The 19,517-nt window shown below is 60.8% G+C and carries 18 protein-coding genes and 3 pseudogenes; 11 read left to right on the top strand and 10 right to left on the bottom strand.

The annotated features are described in order from the left end of the window. Window positions 1-25: 25 nt before the first annotated feature. Window positions 26-700 (bottom strand): hypothetical protein, encoded by a 675-nt coding sequence (locus tag HV744_RS24695; protein WP_175152008.1) that lies wholly within the window; start codon window positions 698-700, stop codon window positions 26-28. 553 nt (window positions 701-1,253) lie between these two features. Between HV744_RS24695 and HV744_RS24690 the strand changes: the two genes are divergently transcribed. Beyond that, window positions 1,254-2,006: a hypothetical protein gene (locus tag HV744_RS24690; protein WP_175152007.1), complete on the top strand. Its 753-nt coding sequence runs from the start codon at window positions 1,254-1,256 to the stop codon at window positions 2,004-2,006. A gap of 72 nt (window positions 2,007-2,078) precedes the next feature. Here the strand turns inward: HV744_RS24690 and HV744_RS38540 are convergent, their stop codons facing one another. The 5 genes from HV744_RS38540 to HV744_RS24665 form a co-directional block, all read right to left on the bottom strand. Continuing rightward, complete coding sequence (locus HV744_RS38540; RefSeq protein ID WP_175152006.1) at window positions 2,079-2,240, bottom strand: helix-turn-helix domain-containing protein; 162 nt, start codon at window positions 2,238-2,240, stop codon at window positions 2,079-2,081. Window positions 2,241-2,937: 697 nt separating this feature from the next. Next, window positions 2,938-4,131, bottom strand: coding sequence for a hypothetical protein (locus HV744_RS24680; RefSeq protein WP_175152005.1), 1,194 nt, complete (start codon window positions 4,129-4,131; stop codon window positions 2,938-2,940). 1,041 nt (window positions 4,132-5,172) lie between these two features. After that, window positions 5,173-6,441, bottom strand: coding sequence for an RNA polymerase sigma factor (locus HV744_RS24675; protein ID WP_175152004.1), 1,269 nt, complete (start codon window positions 6,439-6,441; stop codon window positions 5,173-5,175). Further along, entirely contained in the window at window positions 6,438-6,809 is a 372-nt protein-coding gene (locus HV744_RS24670; RefSeq protein WP_175152003.1) for a YciI family protein, read from the bottom strand. The genes HV744_RS24675 and HV744_RS24670 overlap by 4 nt, the downstream gene beginning before the upstream one ends. Window positions 6,810-7,068: 259 nt before the next feature. Then, on the bottom strand, window positions 7,069-7,422 hold the full coding sequence (locus HV744_RS24665; protein ID WP_175152002.1) for a BON domain-containing protein: 354 nt from the start codon (window positions 7,420-7,422) through the stop codon (window positions 7,069-7,071). A gap of 451 nt (window positions 7,423-7,873) precedes the next feature. Between HV744_RS24665 and HV744_RS24660 the strand changes: the two genes are divergently transcribed. Next, window positions 7,874-8,269: a hypothetical protein gene (locus HV744_RS24660; protein WP_175152001.1), complete on the top strand. Its 396-nt coding sequence runs from the start codon at window positions 7,874-7,876 to the stop codon at window positions 8,267-8,269. Window positions 8,270-8,418: 149 nt separating this feature from the next. Next, window positions 8,419-9,108, top strand: a complete 690-nt coding sequence (locus tag HV744_RS24655; RefSeq protein WP_175152000.1) for a potassium channel family protein — start codon at window positions 8,419-8,421, stop codon at window positions 9,106-9,108. A 37-nt stretch (window positions 9,109-9,145) separates the two neighbouring features. On the opposite strand, the gene HV744_RS24650 is transcribed toward HV744_RS24655, so the two are convergent. Then, window positions 9,146-9,580 (bottom strand): lysozyme inhibitor LprI family protein, encoded by a 435-nt coding sequence (locus HV744_RS24650; RefSeq protein WP_175151999.1) that lies wholly within the window; start codon window positions 9,578-9,580, stop codon window positions 9,146-9,148. A 127-nt stretch (window positions 9,581-9,707) separates the two neighbouring features. Here HV744_RS24650 and HV744_RS24645 point away from each other — a divergent pair, with 127 nt between their 5' ends. The 8 genes and pseudogenes from HV744_RS24645 to HV744_RS24610 all read left to right on the top strand — a co-directional run bounded on the left by HV744_RS24645 (window position 9,708) and on the right by HV744_RS24610 (window position 15,551). After that, window positions 9,708-10,196 (top strand): SRPBCC family protein, encoded by a 489-nt coding sequence (locus HV744_RS24645; protein ID WP_175151998.1) that lies wholly within the window; start codon window positions 9,708-9,710, stop codon window positions 10,194-10,196. A gap of 402 nt (window positions 10,197-10,598) precedes the next feature. After that, window positions 10,599-11,231 (top strand): annotated as a pseudogene (locus HV744_RS24640) (bestrophin family protein); the annotation flags it as partial. Window positions 11,232-11,309: 78 nt separating this feature from the next. Then, entirely contained in the window at window positions 11,310-12,233 is a 924-nt protein-coding gene (locus tag HV744_RS24635; RefSeq protein ID WP_175151997.1) for an RNA polymerase sigma-70 factor, read from the top strand. A 176-nt stretch (window positions 12,234-12,409) separates the two neighbouring features. Beyond that, window positions 12,410-12,889 (top strand): carboxymuconolactone decarboxylase family protein, encoded by a 480-nt coding sequence (locus HV744_RS24630; protein WP_175151996.1) that lies wholly within the window; start codon window positions 12,410-12,412, stop codon window positions 12,887-12,889. A 59-nt stretch (window positions 12,890-12,948) separates the two neighbouring features. Then, on the top strand, window positions 12,949-13,320 hold the full coding sequence (locus tag HV744_RS24625) for a cupin domain-containing protein (RefSeq protein ID WP_246279191.1): 372 nt from the start codon (window positions 12,949-12,951) through the stop codon (window positions 13,318-13,320). A 107-nt stretch (window positions 13,321-13,427) separates the two neighbouring features. Beyond that, window positions 13,428-14,441, top strand: a complete 1,014-nt coding sequence (locus HV744_RS24620) for a LysR family transcriptional regulator (protein ID WP_175151994.1) — start codon at window positions 13,428-13,430, stop codon at window positions 14,439-14,441. Between the two features lie 198 nt (window positions 14,442-14,639). Then, the gene (locus tag HV744_RS24615) at window positions 14,640-15,401 is read left to right on the top strand and encodes an SDR family oxidoreductase (protein WP_175151993.1); all 762 of its coding nucleotides are present in this window, start codon (window positions 14,640-14,642) and stop codon (window positions 15,399-15,401) included. A 12-nt stretch (window positions 15,402-15,413) separates the two neighbouring features. Then, window positions 15,414-15,551: a hypothetical protein gene (locus tag HV744_RS24610; RefSeq protein WP_246279181.1), complete on the top strand. Its 138-nt coding sequence runs from the start codon at window positions 15,414-15,416 to the stop codon at window positions 15,549-15,551. Window positions 15,552-15,672: 121 nt separating this feature from the next. On the opposite strand, the gene HV744_RS24605 is transcribed toward HV744_RS24610, so the two are convergent. From HV744_RS24605 to HV744_RS24595, 3 genes and pseudogenes are all read right to left on the bottom strand, one after another. Next, the gene (locus HV744_RS24605; protein WP_246279180.1) at window positions 15,673-17,487 is read right to left on the bottom strand and encodes an alkaline phosphatase family protein; all 1,815 of its coding nucleotides are present in this window, start codon (window positions 17,485-17,487) and stop codon (window positions 15,673-15,675) included. A 635-nt stretch (window positions 17,488-18,122) separates the two neighbouring features. Continuing rightward, window positions 18,123-19,175, bottom strand: a pseudogene (locus HV744_RS24600) (sulfate/molybdate ABC transporter ATP-binding protein); the annotation flags it as partial. Window positions 19,176-19,187: 12 nt separating this feature from the next. Beyond that, window positions 19,188-19,517 (bottom strand): annotated as a pseudogene (locus tag HV744_RS24595) (sulfate ABC transporter permease subunit CysW); the annotation flags it as partial.

Here is a 19,517-nt window from a genome sequence, read left to right as displayed (position 1 = left end):
GATATCCCTTTGTCTCGTCCAGGTTTCAGGCGCTTAGCGGTTGTTGGAACGGCTGTGCGTCAGCTCGCCGACCTGGCGCGGATTCCGTTCGACGCTCGAGCGACGCCGTGCGCTTTTCTTCGGCGGTCGCAATGAAGTCGGACAGTTCGCGCTCCATGGCTGAATCTTTGGCACCCGGTTTCCACCTCGCAGCACCGTGCCGGCGGCGCGTGGCTCTAGCCAGTGCCAATGCCAGGATTGCGGCCTTCGCACATTCATATTCGACCTGACCGCAAAGGTCTATCGGCTCGCCGAACTCCCGAAATGCCTCCACGTACTCTCGGGCAGCGTGCACTGTAGCGGGGAACTCACGCAGCTCGGAGATAACCCGGCGGCTCAGGACGTGCCACTGCAGCTTGTCCGGGTAGGCAAAAGCAGGGATGGACACGCCCTTGCTGGCTTCGCGGCTGATAGGGCCGACCGGCTCCGCTGCCGCCCAAACGGCCCTATGCATCACTATCCGACAAGTTCGAGCGTAGCTTTCCAGCGATAACGCCACTTCCAGTGCAGTGTCGCGTTGCTGACGCCTGCGCTCCCGGGCATCTCGCGCCGAAATCCACGCTAGCGTTACAACAGAGCCGACTGCCGCTGACGCTAGCGCCAAAGTCAGCGGAGCGTTCCAGCTGAGTCGCTGGAGATATTCAACCGATTCCTGCAGCATACGAAGCGCCCTCGGAGAAAGAGGTGCACAGAGTATAAGCAATCGTTTGCGGGACTATTCAGCGAAAAAAATGCGGAGTGCGTTTTCGCCACAAACGGTTCGATTGGGTGACGTCCGTCTTGACAAATCGAGTCGAACTCGGGAACTCGTTCACCTGGCCTCCGCCATGGCAGACGGTCGTCAAAAGTTTGACGCTGCCTTACTTCTCAAGCGGACGGGGCGGTGGCATTGCTCCGAACAGCGGCAATGGGTCGGCCTGTCGCCGCTCAGGGCAAGAGCCGTTTGGTTGCAGAAGGCGAACGTTGCTTCATCGGCCATACCCGACGTTCGTGTATCGACGCTGATGTGCCTGCTCGCTGCAGAACGGTCGTTCGGCGAGGGCAACGGCGAACGACCGATGGCGGTTTTGGCGAATGGGTAGTTTTGTGCGGTGCTGGACAAGCTTTGATGCAACAGGACGACACCGATAGGCCGAACCATGAATGTCCGAAAGTAGCCGAGGGCGCGTAAAAACGCATTGATCGCCTAAACTGAATTAACGCACTCAGACCGGGTGACTCATGAAGCGATCGTTGAAGGCGATGACCGCAAGCAGGCGTTCGACATCAACCAGAAGGGCGAAGTCCACTTCAAGCCGGCTACATCGAACACAGAGGTGAAGGGCGACGCCGCCCAAATGACCGCGGCGGGAACAGCCACAGACAACCCCCCTCAAGGGGGAAGCCTTGTCGCTCAGACGGGGATTGTCGCCACAGACCAAAAGGGAGCCCAAGCCACAGCGCCAATTGTCGGGGTTACGAGCACCGTTGGTACCAGCAATAGCTTCTCTCGCGGCTATCGGGCTGATGTAACCGTCGAAAAGAAAGTGGGTATCGCCCAGGCCAGAACCCAGCCGGTTTATTACAAGGTCGGGAAGCACAAAATAATAGGCAGCAAAGACCCAGCTCAACCCGCCAACATAAAGCAGATTTACGACTTCTTGAATGCACTGCCCAAGGAAGTGCGAAAAGACCTCGAGGACGGAACGGGAGACAGAAAGGCGGCGATTGAAGTCCTTGCACAAGCAAGTGTCACTACGCCGCCACGGGCGGGCGCAGGTTTCAATGTGGAATTGACGGAGAAACGGAAGGACTCGGTAGTCCGGTTGTTGCAGGATTTTCTTGGAGCAGGAGCTAAAGTCAAGGCGAAGGCTGTGGGAGAGCTGGAGGCAACAGCGCCGGGCGAAGCCGATTATGAAAGGGTCGCAACGATAACCGTTTCGTGGCAGGATGATCCATGCGATGCGCAACCTGCCAAGACTCCGTAGAACGCGGAGCTAAGCTCTCGCGACTTGTATCGAGACACAGGTTGACGTTTTTGGGCGGCAGCTGGAGCGGATTCATTGCACGATCTTGTACCGAGCCATCTTTCGGTACAGGGTCATGCGCGACCACTGCAGCTTCGATGCCGCCTTGCTCTTGTTCCAGTTCGTAGCGGTCTGGGCCCGTAGCAATCGTCCGCGCTCGTCTTCCGGGGCGGACTTCAGTTCCGCGCTGAGCATGCGTGGTACGCCGAGCAGGGATAGCGATTGCCAACGCAGATGCGCTGATCGCGCGCGCAGTAAGCGGCGAACCGGTGCTCACGCAGGGAGGCATTGTCGGACTGCAATCAGTCGGCGCATTGGCCTGGCGCATCGCAAAATAGGTACGGCGTCCATCGCCTTGCCTCGCTGTCAACAAAGGTTGTGGCTCCAACGCGCGGTACGCCGGCCAAGTGACCGACAGCGTGCCTCGGTTGCCGGATGGGAGCCGCTGCGGAACTTGACGGGCACAAGACTTGACGGGCACAAGTCGACCGAGGCTGTGTGAAAACGCAAAAGTACTCGGTTTTCGGGTGTCGCTTTACCCTTCCCGAGTTGTTACTAAGCCAATACAGCGCGATCTGAAGGGTCGATTTTTTAGAAGACCACATTCAACACGTGTTTTCACACAGCCTCGACCCGTTGCTGCCATACGCGGAGTACAGCCGAATGACTGCTGGCGGTCCCACAAGGGAAATTCACGCACCAACGTCTACTGTCGCAGGCGGAGCGCAGCAGACTTTCCTGGATCCGGTGTTGCAGGAGCGGCCACATAGGATCCGGCTAGTCAGTCACCCGATCTCCCCCGGCATAGCTGCTAATTTCCGCCGCTAGTCCATTGTTCCGACATGCATGTCTTTACGAGCGGTACATTCGACATCACGCTGTCCGAGATGTCTCAAGGCAAGGCAGCGCCAGGTTTCAAGGGATGCAGCCGGGACATGTATCGACGCAACATGGCCGCAGCAGCTGGAGGGATAGCGTGTCGCTCATTTCCGCTACTTAGGGAAGATGCCGGTGCCGCTGCTGTGGAGGCGTCGACACGCGCGAGCAGGAACGCTCCGGTGTTTCCAGAGCCAATCATGTCCCCGTGGTTATTGATGTCAGCGATGAAGGACAGGTTCGCTCCCGAAGGCAGGTTCTCCACCAGATCGGCCACGTTTAACCGTACGCCAGGCTTGGGCACAAGATAGCTGTATTTAAGTTTTTCAGAATCGGGGGCCAACACAAACGAGATGACAATTTGATTGTGGCCATTGAAGACCAATCGATTGCTGATGGTTGGGAATTCCGGTGTGCCTTCGACGAAGTAAGTGTTGAACTGCGCGTCACGGTCCCATACCCCGACGCGTTCTCTCCCGCCACCCACAAAAGAGTAGCCGAGCACGTCTCCGCGATCGTTGATGCCAAGACCCCAAGCGTCCGGCTCTGTCGGGAGGGGGGTGAGCAGCGTCGCCTCGCGCGTTCGGGGGTCGAAGCGAAAGCCACGTGGTGCATTAAGCGGCTTGTTTTCTATTCCAGCGATGATTCCCTGATTGTTCATGCCCCTGGGATCGGGATTCGTGACCGTCGGGCCGAAGTCGAGTGGGGTCGCCCTGCCGTGGCTGTAGAGCACAAAGTGTAGCTGGCCTGAGGCGTTGGATGATGCCACGAGCGCCGTGCCCGGGTCGTTCAGCGCGATGACGTGGCTCGTGGACTCACCCGGCTGGCGCGGGATAAGCTCCACCGAATCGCCATGGAACAGCGCAGCTTGCTCTATGAAGTTGATGGGGTCGATCAATACACTCCCCCCAACGGTGCCCTCGTTATTAACCGCGTAGGTTATTCCGGGCTGAAGAGTGGTTAGGGTGCCGGCTGCATAGACAGCATTGGTAATGGCAAGGTAATCACAATTCGTGTTACCGCAAGAGTAAAGATTCCCGTAGACACGACCGCTGTCATTGATCACTATAGGATCAAAAAATAAAAAACTTGATGGAACTGCTGCATCCAAGGAAACGTAATGATAGACAAACTCCTTCGCGTGGACCGCGACGGCCCACAATGCCAGCACTAGGACCCAAACGAATCGACGTGGACAGAGGCGTAACATCGCAATTCTCCTTACGGTGGACCCGCAGATGACCGCTCTTGTCTGGCAGCATCATAAGCCTAAGGATGACCTTGACAAGTTGTACGCACAACATTAATAGAAAGGAAGAGCTGGCGCCTTCCAAAAAAACCAGGCTTTTGATGGACGTTGTAAAGGCCGTCCAAACGCAGAAATAGCGTGTCGGCTCAACTAACAATGTTGTGTTCATGCTCTCGGACGACAAAAAGCTCGACCATACAAGCCGCCGCCCCGCATATTTCGACGTGCAGGTTGAAGATAGGTGACTGAATAGGAAGAGGCAAGGAGTTTTCCGTACGTAGCGGGGCAGAATGTGCGGGAGCGAGCATTCAAATCCTTCCCGAAATGATCATTCGGTATTAGCGTCGGCGCCGCGAGCAGTTCTCCCTCGACTTGCCCCATCCAACGGATGACAGTCACCTTTTGAATAATCCAGGAACGAAACCGCAGTATTAGCGCGAATGCTTACATCGCAGTTGCGTTCAGATAACGGTAACCGACGCGCCGTTCTCGGCTCCCGGTCAGGGCAAATCAAAGGTGACCGGTACTCCCCGTGGCAAAACGATTAGAAGTTGGCCCCGCCCACATTTTCGCTACGAGCGTCTCGTTAAGGCTCTGCAACAGTCATTCAAATCGCGTTGATGATCGGCCGCTTGTGGCCGATACCACCAGTTCGCTGAGCCTTCTACAAGACGGACGTTGGAATCATCAACGGCAGCTTTCCGAATTAGTAAGCACCTTCCCAACCTTGGGCGGCATACCGGCTCGGTATGCCAGGACGGCTCACCCGGGCCATCCATGAAAAGGGGAACGTCATGGACAGATGCCGTGCGCGAGCAGCGCGACGGCCAAAGTCCACGGCTCGCGCCCGGGGGAATCAGCAACTCACCGGACAGGTCGGCCATCTGCAAATCCAAACGACCCATACCGGCGCGTGTCGACCACGCAGCACAGCGCAGCGCCGGGTCTGAGCCGCGTTAGCGCACGCCTGACAATCACGCGTGGCAAACGCAAGGCGCCTTTCTAGCTGCTCGCCGATAACAGCTCCATGCGCTTGCGCTGCAAAAACCGGCGCACGGCCGGATCGCGTTCGAGGCCGATCGCGAGATCGTACGCGCAGAACGCTTCGCCCATTGCGCCGGCACGCGCGAGCAGATCGGCGCGCGCGGCCCAGTACGGCTGGTAGTCGGCCAGCCGCGGATCGTTCGCATACGGCACGAGCGCGTCGAGCGCCGCCTGCGGGCCGTCCCGTTCCGCCAGCGCGAGCGCGCGGTTGACCGCGACCACCGGCGACGCGGCGATTGCGAGCAGTGCATCGTAGAGCTGCACGATCTCGTCCCAATTCGGGCGATGCGTCTGGCAGCGGTGCACGTGCGCCGACTGCAGCGCGGCCTCGAGCTGAAAGCGTCCGATTGCATTGAATGCGCTCGCGCGCCGCAGCAATGCGTTGGCGGCGTCGATCATCGGCGTGTTCCATGTCGCCGGATCCTGAGCCGACAGTGGCACGTAGTCGCCGGCCGCATCGCGTCGCGCGTCGCGCCGCGCCTGCGCATACAGCATCAGCGCGAGCAGACCGAGCGTCTCCGGCTCCTCGGGCAGCAGCTCGACGAGCAGTTGTGCAAGAAACAGCGCCTCGCCAGTGAGATCGCGCCGCACGGTATCGCCGCCGACCGGGTCGGTCCACCCTTCCGCATACGCCGCATAGACCGCTTCCAGCACCGCGGCGAGCCGGCCGGGCCACTCCTCGCGCTCGGGCACGCTGAACGGAATGCCCGCTTCGCGGATCTTGGTCTTCGCCCGCACGAGGCGCTTGCTCATCGCGGCGGGCGACATCAGGAACGCGGACGCAATAGTCTTCGCTTCGAGCCCCAGCACAACCTGCAGCATCAGCGGCGTGCGAATCGCGGCCTCGAGCGCCGGGTGCGTGCACGCGAACAGCAGCGCAAGCCGCCGGTCGGGCAACGCGCCTGCTTCACGTTCGTCGATCTCGTCGGCAAGAATCGTGAGCTGGTTCGCCACCTCGTCGCCGACACGGCGATGACGCGCGCTATCGATCGCCCGGCGGCGCGCAACCGTCATCAGCCACGCTTCGGGATTCGCTGGGCAGCCGCGCTCCGGCCAGTCGGCGAGCGCGGCCGCGAACGCATCGGCCAACGCGTCCTCGGCCGCGGCGACGTCGCGCGTGCGCATCGCCAGCAGCGCGACGAGCTTGCCGTAGCTGCGGCGGGCGACCGCCTCGGCAATCGAACGCGCGGCGCCGTCAGCGTCGCGCCCGCCGCCGGACGGACTCATGCGCCAGATCGCGCATCGTGCGGTGCGCTCCAGACCGGGCGCACTTCCATCGTGCCGTGCGCCGCGCCCGGACAACGCGACGCCCACGCGATCGCCGCGTCCAGGTTGGGCACGTCGATCAGGTAGTAGCCGGCGAGCTGCTCCTTCGAATCGGAATACGGTCCGTCCAGCACCTGCGGCTTGCCGTCGACGAGCCGCACCGTGGTGGCCGTGTCCGTTTGCTGCAGCCGGTTGGCGCCCACCAGCGCGCCCGCCTTATTCAACGATTCGGTGTACGCCTGATACACAGCGGCCCCTTGCTGCCGCTCGCTGTCGGTCATCTGGTTCCAGCGATTTTCTTCCGAATAGATCATCAACAGGTATTGCATGTGAGCCTCCGTCATGGGGTTGAGGCGGGTCAATTACATTTGGGCCGCCATCACAATGACGCGCGGGCCGCACGCTGGCGGACAGGCGGCGTTGAAAAAAACGCGAACGGCGCGCCTGCCTGATTCGTTCGCCTCCGTTCAGGACCCTGCGCGCGGTCGCTTCGGCTGAAGCAGCGCGTGAAATCGCACGGAGCATCGGCTCCTCTTGCGATATTCACGGCTGAAATCGGCGAGTACATCCCGGCGTCGCCTCGAAGGGTTAATACCCTTTCGTATAGAGCGTCAGGTGGTTACTCACCGACGTTACACCCGGCACGCCCTTCGCCACTTCGGCGGCCTGCTGGATCTGAGGACCGTCCGGCACGCTGCCGGATAATGTCACGACACCGCCGCGCGCCTTGACGAATACGTTCGACACGTTGAAGTTGGGCGTTTTCGATAACGCCTTGCGGACATCCCGAGCCAGCTTCTTGTCCGCCGGCGTCGCCTTGCCTGAACTTGCAGCCGGACTCGACGCCATCGGCATAGCGTCGCTGGCTTGCGCGTAGACGTTCGACGTCAGCGTCACGCACCCCACGACCACGAGCAGATTCACGACGTTGCATGCTTTCATGATTGCCTCTCTTATTTGGCCTGGAAGATCGTGAGTCAAAGATAGCCAACATTCGGCTTCTAACAAAGCTGCTTGCACGATTAAGGGGAAACCCGCATCCAGGCGCGCGCCCGCTGGCAGGCCGATCATCGGGCGGGTTCCAGAATGAGCAGCCGCAGTATCACTGGCGAGACCTCAACGCAGATCCGAACGCGTGACGCATTGGGAAGCGGCCGTTGCGGTCTGCCGCGTAAGCTGAAAGCGCCTGCGCACCCGGGTTGCAGCAACGGAATCGAGATCCCGCGTGTGATACAACACGACGAACCGTTTTATCGAATAGGACTTTGCTAAATTTCCTGCATAGATAAAGTTCAATGAACCAGCAGTGGGATTTACAGATCATCCGGTCACACCGGATCACATATGGAACCGTGCTGTCCACCGCACCTCAGGCAGCGCGAAGGGGCACTTCGTGAAAACTCTAGCCTTTGTCATCGGCGTGCTCATCGGCGCTTTCGGTGCTGTCGGCATCATCGCGCCTGCCGGCATGCGCTGGGTCGCCGAACACTCCGTCACCTCCAGCGTGTTCTACGTCGTCGCCGCCGTCCGGGTCACCTTCGGTTTCCTCCTGATTTCAGTGGCATCGGTTTCCCGCATGCCAAGGACGTTGAGTGTTTTGGGTTACCTCATCTTGATCCTCGGGATAGCGACGGCTCTGATGGGCTTGATGGCAATTGATGCCGGTGACGCGATGATCGAGTCGTGGTTGCGGCAGGGATCCGGCGTTATCCGTCTCACCGGTATTCCTCTGGTGGTTCTGGGGGGCTTTGTCGCATACGCCTGCGCGCCCACCCAACACTCTGCCTGACAAGGCCCGCGACAGGTCTTTGCCGACTCGATATCAGGTGGTCGCCGTCTCCGGTGAGTGCTGCAGGGTGTGCTGCCGCTTTATACTCCCGTCACATGCGGCCCGGCGGACCTGGCCGCGACATTACGCGAACCAGGGGAGCGATCACCATGGCCGTCAGTACCACGCGCGAAGCGCTGTCTCGCATTTTCTACCAGCGCTGTTTCTGGCTGTTTGTCGTGCTGCTCACGCTCATCGGCGCGGTGTCGTTTGTCCCGGGAAACGACAGCGGCCGCCTCATCCTGAACGTCGTAAATATGTTCCTCCTGATAGCGACCGTGTCAGCAGTCGGCCGCACGACCCTGTCGTTCGTGATCGCGCTGTTACTTGCCATTCCGGCCATGTGGTTCCAGTACCTCGGCCTGTGGCACGACGACGATAGCAGCCTCGCTATATCCTGGATGTTCAGCGCTGTACTCTATTTCATTACTGTTGCGTATCTTCTCCGCTACGTTTTCCAGCCCAGGATCATGACACCGGACAAGCTATTTGGTGCCGCGGCAGCGTATCTGTTGATCGGTGTTCTCTGGGCGTACGTCTACGCGAGCATCGGATTCTTCTATCCGCAGTCGTACATGATCGTCGGACAGCCGGGTCGGCTCGTTTATGCCGACGCGCTTTACTTCAGCATAACCGTCCTCACGAGCACAGGCTTCGGCGACATCACGCCAGTCACGCGCCCGGCACGCGGCATGTGCATGGTGGAACAGATCACCGGCAGCTTGTTCGTCGCGATCCTGATCGCCCGTCTCGCCGGCGTTTACCCTCCGCGAGAGAGTTATACCGACGACAAATCCTAGGGCGATAGGAAGCTCTGTCAACCGACCTTCATGGCGTTCAGCGTGGACCTGCTTCACCGGTCAGCTGGTTGGCGCGGGCGATGTTCATCTCGATGATCGTCACGAATACTGCAAGGCCACCACCATTACCTGAGCCATAAGCGGCCAGCGCACGGTTGCTCTCTGCATCGCGGAATGTGCGGAAGGCACGCTCTGCCTGGCCAAAAGCGCGTACGGGATGCGTTGCGCGGCTCCCCTCACTGATCTTTTCCAGTTCCACCATACCGGCGCGCACTTTTTTCTCGGCGGCCGCGAGCTCGATTTCTGAGTGCCTGACCACTGCGGGATAACAGTCTCGCTGCTCGGCGGCCGAGGGTTTATCACGGCACAGTTTGTAGACGGTCGCGGCAGGTTCGTCAGGTAGTGCCGACTGCATCATCATGTAGAGCAGCACTCCGCTAACGAGCGCCACGCTTCGCGACAGGGTCGACATGAGGCGGTCGCGTCAGGCAGCAGTCAGCCGGGTTTGCCTGAGGTGAAGCCTTTGGCCGTCGGCGCGGATGGCAAGTGCGGTGAGCATCTGACAAAATCTCTGGAAGAATACCAACGATGGAGGCAGCTTGCGGACAGTCGAATACCGCTTTTCCACCATTTGGCGCATCGATGCGCCAGTGCAGGAAGTTTGGGCGGCAATCCACGATTCGGCGCGATGGCCCGAGTGGTGGAATAACGTCGAGCGGGTGGACCAGCTAGAGGCGGGGTCCGATCAGGGCGTGGGTGTCGTACAGCGCTATACCTGGAAAGGCTGGTTGCCCTATCGCCTCGTGTTCGACATGCGGGTGACGCGCGTCGACCCGTTGGTCGCGTTGGAAGGGGTAGCCAGCGGCGACGTCGAAGGCGCCGGCCGGTGGAGCTTTTCGACCGACGGGGGCAACCTTACCGTGGTCCGTTACGATTGGTGGGTGCATACGAACCGCGTATGGATGAATGCCTTGGCGCCGTTGTTGCGACCGATTTTCCAATGGAACCACGATGCAGTGATGCGCGAGGGCGGCGAGGCCCTGGCGCGGCGACTGGACGCGCGGCTGCTTGGCATCGAGCATGGATGATGACGCCAGCGCGGCGATGGATTGAACACCTTCCTTGACATGGCATGAGGCATGCAGAAGAGCGGTCGAAGCATATATGCGCTTGCAGAAAGCACAGCGCCACGGAATTGCGGCCTGAGCGGTGTCGAGTCGCTGTGCATCGATGTCTACGCCTTGGACGGCAGTCCGCACTCCGTCGAAACTTTGACCGATGTCGGCGGTAACGCGCCGATGGAGCCTGCTCGTCAACGGCCGGGGCCGTCGAACAAAAAAAATTCCGCGCCGTTGTCACATGACGCGGGCGTCTAACGTCTTGAGAGAGCGCGATCATTTGCGGGTCGCGGCGAGATTGCACGCCGTCATTCGTGCTGCCACTTTCTTATTGAACGCCAGACACTCAACATGCACCTTGGCAAATCCTATCCACGCGTCTGGGAGAGCATGAGCAAGCGCTTCAATGCCGAATACCGCCGTCACTATCACGTGCCGGAGTGGGAAACTCCGATTGGCGATGTGCTGCCGAACTACCTGCCTGCGGCGGAAATCGAACGGACGCTGGCTTCTCCATCGGCCACCACAGCCGTACTGAGTATTCAGAGCGATTCGCTCAAAACACTGCATCAAGCCGGGCAGCTGAATTTATCGTGCTATCTTGAGCTTCAGCGCGCCATCGGCGATTGCATCGCGCTGCAGGCGAAGGCGGAGCGGTTGAAAAACTTTCCCTATCCGCGTCGATATGCAACTATCAGCGCGCTGTTCGTCAGGTTTTTCTGCTTCCTGTTTCCGTTTGGCTTGCTTCAGGAATTTGACACACTCAACGACAGCGTAAGCGGGCCCATGCACGGCAATATGATCTGGCTCGTCGTGGCTTGCAGTGTCATGGTGTCGTGGATGTACACCTCGCTGGCGCAGGTCGGCGAAAGCACCGAAAATCCCTTCGAAAGAAGGGCGAACGACGTTCCTGTCTCGATGCTATGCGCCGTGATAGAGCGCGATCTCCGCTGGATGCTGGGCGAACCGGTCGAGGTCGCCGCCATGGAGACTATTGCGTTATAGAGCCATGCGTTGCACTGCAATCGTTAAACGCGCTTTGCTGCATCGGGGAATCGGCGAGCGCATCGAAAAAGGTCAGCGATGAACCGAGCCGTTTCTTCGACGTCTGCTCCTCAGGACCATCTCGACGATCCGACGCACGCGTTCAAAACGCTGCGGCCGCGTCTGCATGGCATCGCCTATCGCATGCTCGCATCGGTCGCGGAGGCGGAGGACGTGGTGCAGGACGCATGGTTGCGCTGGAACGCGGCAAATCACGCGCACATCGACAATGGCGAAGCGTGGCTCGTCGCCGTCACTACGCGCCTGTCGATCGATCGGCTGCGCGCGGCCAAGGCGCGGCGCGAACGCTATACCGGCATCTGGCTGCCTGAGCCGCATATGATCGATTCGCCCGTGACGCCCGAAGAAATCAGGGAGCGCGCGGACGACGTTTCCGTCGCCTTCCTGATGCTGCTCGAACGTCTCACGCCGGAGGCGCGCGCCGCGTTTCTGCTGCGGGAAGTGTTCGACGTCGATTACGACGAAGTCGCGAACACGCTTGGCAAGACCGAAGCGGCGTGCCGTCAGCTGGTCAGCCGCGCCAGAACGCAACTGCGCGATGGCCGCGCGCGCCTGACCGTGCCGCGCGAGATTCATCTGCGCTTACTGGGCAAGTTCGCGCAAGCGCTCGAACAGGGCGACTTCGCGGCCATTCATGAACTGCTCGCCGATGACGCGGTGCTGGTCGGCGACGGCGGCGGCCGCGTGCCCAGCTTTCCCAAGCCGATGGAAGGCGGCCGACGCATCGCACAACTCTTCTATGCCGCGAAGCTGCGCTTCAAGAATGAACTGCGCATCGAGCTTGCGGTGCTCAACGGGCAATGGGCGCTGTTGCGTTTCATCGAAGGCAAGCTCGAATCCGCACAATCGTACGAGACCGACGGGGAGCGCATTGTACGCATTCTGGTGCAGCGCAATCCCGACAAACTCGTGCGACTCGCTGCTGCGTTCGGTGGCTGCTGAACGTTGTCGGTGCCCGCGTTGTGACATGCGCATTGGTGCGGCGCGAACAACAGTGTGAGCCCCGCCGTGTGTCTTCCGGCCTTCAGCGTTGATGACTACGATCAGTTGCGTACGGCATAGCGCCGACACCGATGTGCTTCTTCGGCGCACCGGTCTCATCAACGCCTGGAGCAATCATGACTCAACGCATCAACTACATTCAACAATCGCCGGAGCTGTTCAGGAAGTTCGTCGCATTCGGCATCGCGGTGAAGGAAAGCAGTGTCGAGACATCGATCTGCGAGCTGGTCTCGCTGCGCGCGTCGCAAATGAACGGCTGCGGCTTTTGTGTCGACATGCATGTCAAGCAGGCCAAAATCGACGGAGAGCGCGAATTGCGCCTGCATCACGTTGCGGTCTGGCGCGAGTCAACGTTGTTCTCGCCGCGCGAGCGTGCCGCGCTCGCCTGGACGGAGGTTCTGACGAAGCTGCCGGAAGACGGCGTTCCCGATGCAATATTCGAGCGCGTTCGAACGCAATTCTCGGAGAAGGAACTGTCGGACCTGACCTTCCATGTCATGGCGATCAATGGCTGGAACCGCGCCAACGTCGCGTTCCGGACCGTGCCGGGGTCGTCGGACGCGGCTTTCGGGCTTCAGAATGCCAATCTGGCCTGAGCGGTGACCGGCAGCCGTCATTCGGAGAATGCGCCATGCGCTTAATCAGGAAATGCTTGATGGTCGGCGCGGCGTGTTTCGCGCAATCCGTTCTTGCCGCGCCCGACGCGGTCGTGACACCGCTGATGGAGAAGCCTCTTGCCGACTACCCCGGCAAGGAAGCGTTGATGATCACGGTCGTCTATCCACCCGGCGGCGCCGATCCGGTGCATGTGCATCGCGCGCACGGTTTCATTTACGTGCTCGAAGGCTCGATCGTGATGGGCGTGAAGGGTGGCAAGGAGGTCACGCTCACACCGGGCCAGACCTTCTATGAAGGCCCGAACGACGTGCATACGGTCGGCCGTAACGCGAGCGGGACGCAACCCGCGAAATTTCTGGTGTTGCTGCTCAAGAACCAGAATGCGCCTGTGTTCGTGCCGGTGAAATGATGCATGCGTAGCAAGCGGTCCGCCAATCGAAACAATGCGGCGGGCCGCGTCACAAGCGCTTGGGGTGGAACGTCTTGGGGATGTGCTTCACTTCGACCCGAGCCATCATGTCCGACACGCAGACTTTCCATCCCGACGGCGGCGAGGATTCGCTCGCCAGCAGCTTTGCCACGAGTTATGCAGGCGTGCTCGCGTTTCTTGCGGTAGCGAGCGAAGGCAGTTTCGCGAGAGCCGGCGACCGGCTGGGCATCGGCCGCTCGGCCGTGAGCCGCAGCGTCCAGAAGCTCGAAGCGCAACTCGACGCGCGGCTTTTTTTGCGCACCACGCGCAGCATATCGCTCACGCGCGAAGGCGAGCTCTTCTACGAAAACTGTCATCCCGGCGTTGAACGCATCGTTCAGGCGCTGGAGGAAATGCGCGAGCTGCGCAACGGGCCGCCGCGCGGGCACTTGCGCATCTGTTCGACGACGGGATTCGGCCGTGCCATTGTTGCGCCGCTGCTGCCCGGCTTCAATGAAGCCTATCCCGACATCACGCTCGAACTGTTGCTGAACGATTCTCCGGCCAACTTCACGACAGACCGGATCGACGTTTCGTTTCGCGATGGCCGCGTGGAAGACAGCCAGGTCATCGCGAAGCAGCTCATTCCGATGCAGATGCTCGTCTGCGCGTCGCCGGACTATGCGCGCGTGCATGGCGTGCCGCGCAACGTGTCGGAGCTGCTCGCGCATCGCTGCATCAACTTGCGCACGGCGTCTGGGCGCATCGCCGAATGGGAGTTCAAGGTGGACGGCCACCCGCACAAGCTGATGCCGGGCGGGCATCATACGTTCAATTGTCCCGAGCTGGCGCTACAGGCGGTTCATGCCGGGCAGGGCATCGCGCAACTCGCGGCCTATCAGGTCTGCGAGGCGCTGCGCGAAGGAAGGCTCATTGCATGCCTGACGCAATATGCGCCGAACGACCGTGGACACTATCTCTGTTATCTCAGCCGCAAGCAACTGCCCGCGCGCATTCGCGTGTTCGTCGATTACATGACCGGGCACATCCGCGCGCTCGACCTCGATTGCCTCACCGCGCTGCCGCTAGATCTCATGCTGTCTACGAAAGACGCGCGCTGATTGATGACTTTGCGACAACAGTGCGCGTCCGCGCCTGGGGCTTGCGGGTGCGCAGCGCGGCGCCTACGATTCGTTCCGTACGGTGGCTATTTGAGAAACGACCCATGGCCAGTCCGACAGACAAGCGCGGCGCGCATCGCCCGATGCACGCCGGAGGTCGCGGCCCCGGCGCCGCCCGAAGCCCCTTGAGGAAATATCATGAAGATCGTCGTCATTGGCGGTAGCGGACTCATCGGCGGAAAAGTCGTCAACCATCTGCGGGCGCGCGGACATGAAGCTATCGCTGCATCGCCCTCGTCGGGTGTGAATACCCTCACGGGCGAGGGTCTCGCCGAAGCGCTGAAAGGCGCACAAGTCGTCGTCGACGTCGCGAATTCGCCGTCGTTCGAAGACAAGGCCGTACTCGAATTCTTCGAAACGTCGGGACGGAATCTGTTCGCCGCCGAAGTCCAGGCGGGTATCGCCCATCACGTCGCGCTGTCGGTGGTCGGCACCGATCGTCTCGCGCAGCAGAGCGGCTACTTCCGCGGCAAGGTTGCACAGGAGAAGCTGATACGCGAATCGGGCGTGCCGTACACGATCGTCCAGTCCACGCAGTTCTTCGAGTTTGTCAGCGCAATTGCGCACTCGGGCGCCGAGGGCGACACCGTGCGGCTCTCGCCGGCCTATATCCAGCCGATCGCGTCGGACGACGTCGCGCTCGCGGTGACGGACTACGCGCTCGGCGCGCCGCTGAACGGCGTCGTGGAAATCGCGGGCCCGCAGCGCATGCGCCTCGCCGAACTCGTACAGCGCTATCTCGCCAGCACAGGCGACCCGCGTAAAGCGGTCGAGGATGCGCACGCGCGTTATTTCGGTGCCGAGTTGCACGACGACACGCTCGTTCCCGGTGCCAACGCGCGCGTCGGCGTGGTCGATTTCGATGCGTGGTTCAGCCAGCAACGCGCAGTCCCGCGTTGAGGCAACGCCAGAGTGAGCAACTATTCGCGGCGAGCTATGCCGCGTGTCTGCACGGCGCACGTCATTGCTGATTTGACGCTCGATGTCGGCGAGGTGACGCACGACTATCTCGCGTCTACCGAGCCGATGAAACTCGCAGTCAACCTCTGATTGCACGTTGGCGCAGCCCGGTCTGCACCGCGCTGCGCCAACAGATACCGGCATCGGTCTTCAGAGGGTCTTCACAATGGCGACCATCGGAAACACCACCGTTGCCGCTTGCCCGCCATCGTCAAAAGCGGAACGAGTCGAACAGGTCGCCGATCGCAGGCGCGTTGACTGGGACATAGGGGTTGGACGGTTGCTGCACCGGGTTAGGCAGATTGTCGCGACTGCGCTGCGTAATCGGACCCAGCGCCCAGTTCCGTTCAATGAACTTGACGATCGACACGTGATCCGAGTATTCATGCACGACCCGTCCGCCGCGCGAGTACGGCGAAACGACGATCAACGGAATACGCGCACCATCGCCGAAGAAGTCGACGGGCTGGATGTAGCCTGAGTCGTAGTAGCCACCGCCTTCATCGGTTGTAATGAGAATCGCGGTCGATGCCCACAGCGACGGATTCCTTTGGACCCTGTCGATGAGCTTGTGCACAAAGCCCTCATAGAGCCCAAACTTCGACGATTCCGGATGCCCGTCGAGCAGACTACCTGGCTTGACGAACGATACAGCAGGCAAGGTACCGTTTGCGATATCCGCATACAGGTCGGTCGTATCCTGCAGGTGCGCCTTGACCAAAGCAGGATTGGTCATGATCGCCGTTTCATACAGGAACGGATTGCAGATATTGCAGTAGACGCTCGTCGACGGCTTCGTGACGAACGTGTTCCAGCCTTCGCCGTAATACTTCCACGAGATGTTCTTCGCGAGCAGGGAATCGGCGATCGTGCGCACCGGCGATGGCGGAATCGTGAAATCGCTCGTATTCACGGTGCCATCGCCGTTGTAGCCCGGGTTGTAGTTATTCAGCAGGTAGTAGGTGTTCGCCGCGCAATTTGCGTTCGGGTGATAGGGGAGCGTATCGAGGTAGTGGCGCACGGAACCCACGCCCGGTTGCGACGTGTCCGAGCAGTTGCTATACGATCCTCCCTTATAGCCATCCTGCGCATACCAGTTGTTGGTATGCGGCTGCGGGCGAGGATCCTCGATCTGGTTGGTCGGCGGCCTCGACGCATGACCGTTGCCGTCGGTGTGGTAAAGCGCGTCAGCCGTGCCGATCATGATGCTGTTCGCGCCTGTGCCACCCATCACAGGCTGGTGATAGTTGTCGCTGATCGTGTAATGCCGCGCCAGCTCGTTAAAGTACGGCATGTCGCCGGTATTGACGTTGTAATAGCCAAGCGCCGTTGAGCCTTCACTGGTTGTCTGATCCGTAAAGTTGGCGGGTTGCGGCTTGCCGTTCGTACCCGCGCCAACCGACGTCTCCACCCACACGAACAGATCCATCTTGCAGCCGCTCGGGTTGTCGGGCGTGGCGTGCGAAAGCTCGCAATCCAACTGCTGCCAGTTCTGATAGAAGCGGTGCACCGGGCTATTCATGTACTGGTCATAGTTCGGACCCACGCGAGAAATCTGGTAGGGCCCATTCGGGAGATTGAATGTGTTTGCGCCAAAGCGCGTGTCCGGTACCTGCTGCGGCAGACCGGAGGCGCCCGTCGTCAGGTGCACGATGTCCTGCGGCTCGAGCGCGTTGCCCTCGGCCGCCTGCGCTGCCGCGAGCGTCGCTAATGGCGGCGGATTCGTGTCACTGGCACTCGTACTCACGAAACCCGTGTTCGGCGCTGGCAAGACGGAGTACGGTTCCTTGTCCCCTGGATTCATCTCGAAGCGGCGGGGGTTGCTGGCTTTGGCGGTGTACTGCGCCGCGCTTGCAAAGTTCGGACCGGGTTTGCCATCGTCGGTGATGATGCCCTTCGACAGCAGGTTCGATATGGTCTGCCCCGCGCGCGGCTTGTACGCGCCGAAGACGTGATCGAACGTCCGGTTTTCACCGACGATAACAATCACGTGCTTGATGGGCGACGTCGTCGGTGCATTTGCCATGGCAAGTTGCGTCTGGCTTGCGGAGAGCGACGGGTAAACAACGCCGGCGGCCGCAGTTGCGATCGCGGCAAGGGTCAGGCAGCTTCGTAAGACCGGTGCTTCGAAAACCTTTTTAACGCGCTTCATGGAATTCTCCGTCAACGAGTTCATGCGGGTCACTATCGGAACGTTGCTGTCTATTCGGACAAGCGGTTTCTTGCCAGTCCTTACCAACGATTACTACGCGTTACAACGGGGACAAGGTAGGCTCCAAGCGTGACGAACAGACGAAGGAAAGGTGTCCGCGACGTGCTTGTCATGTGACGCAGCCGACGTAATGCTTAAGTCGTACCTTCGATTTCATGACGGCAATGAGAGAGAGGGCCGATTCTTTTTTGTTTGCGAAAGCGATACGCATGAAGCGGGTCGACCGGGAAGGTAGTGTCAAATGAAGCATGTGCGTTCGAAGGAACACGCGACGCGTGAGGACAGCGGACTCGCGCGGCGATGCCTCCGATGTGATGCGGATTGCCAGGGCGCGCTCTCACACCGCCCAAAACGCGATGCGCGCATCAGTCGTCCATGGCGTCAGCCAAAGCGGGCACGAGGCTCAAAGACTTGATCAATTCGCCCGGCATGCGCTGCAATGGGGGCAGTGCCGGAAACACGCGCAACAACCTCGGCACGGCGGTCACAGCGTCTCCAACGGCAACACGCAGATCGCGCCAGGCTTCACGGTCGAGTTCAGCTTCGAGCACGGTGCCTTCGCGGCCTTCGAGCTCGACGCGCACCGAGCCGCCCAAGGTCACCACGCGCCGCACATCGACGACGATGCCATCGCGATGGCGGTCGGCCTGCGGATACAGTTGCAGATCGTGCGGCCGCACATACGCAAACGCCGGACCTTCGAAGCCCGCGTCGATCGGCACCGGCAGCGCGGCCCCCTCGACCACGAAACCGCTGCGATCCACCTTGCCGCGCAGACGGTTGGCCGCGCCGAGGAATTCATAGACGAACGACGTCTGCGGATGGTCGTACACATCCTGCGGGCTGCCGACCTGCTCTACGTGTCCGCGATTCAGCACGACGATACGGTCGGCGACTTCCAGCGCCTCTTCCTGATCGTGCGTGACGAAGATCGTCGAGATATGCAGGTCGTCGTGCAGACGCCGCAGCCAGCTGCGCAGTTCCCTGCGGACCTTTGCATCGAGCGCGCCGAACGGTTCGTCGAGCAGCAGCACCTTCGGCTCGACGGCAAGCGCGCGGGCCAGCGCGATGCGCTGCCGCTGGCCGCCCGACAGCTCCGACGGAAAGCGTTGCGCGAAACAGTCGAGCTGCACGAGCTTCAGCAGCTCATGCACCTTTTCGCGGATCACCGCTTCCGAAGGCCGCTCCTTGCGCGGCTTCACGCGCAGGCCAAACGCGATGTTCTCGAACACCGTCATATGACGGAACAGCGCGTAGTGCTGGAACACGAAGCCCACCTGCCGCTCACGCGCCCCGACTTCGGCGACATCCTGGCCCTGCAGCACGACCTGGCCGGCGTCCGCATATTCAAGGCCCGCAATCACGCGCAGGAGGGTCGTCTTGCCGCAACCGGAAGGTCCGAGCAGCGCAACGAGTTCGCCCGGCGGAAAGTCGAGCGACACGTTATCGAGCGCGGTGAAATCGCCAAAGCGCTTTTGCAGGTGACGAACGGTGATGCCCATGGACTGCTCTCCTTACTGAACCGGCTGGCCCGCCGCCCGCGACGGCGCCGACGGCTGGGTGACGGGACCGGCATGCACGGGAATATCCCGTGCGCTGGCCAGTTCCGCCGACATCTGGCGTTCCGCGAGCAGCTTGAGTGCGAGCGTGACAAGCGCAAGCAGCGCCAGCACGGAGGCCACCGCAAACGCCGCGGAAAAGTTGTATTCGTTGTAGAGAATCTCGACGTGCAGCGGCATCGTGTCGGTCTGGCCGCGAATATGGCCCGACACCACCGACACCGCGCCGAACTCGCCCATCGCCCGCGCATTGCACAGAATCACGCCGTACAGCAGGCCCCACCT

This window comes from Paraburkholderia ultramafica, assembly GCF_902859915.1.
GTDB classification, from domain to species: Bacteria; Pseudomonadota; Gammaproteobacteria; order Burkholderiales; family Burkholderiaceae; genus Paraburkholderia; species Paraburkholderia ultramafica.
Note: the sequence above shows the minus strand (reverse complement) of the source record. Positions and strands in the feature narration are given on the sequence as shown.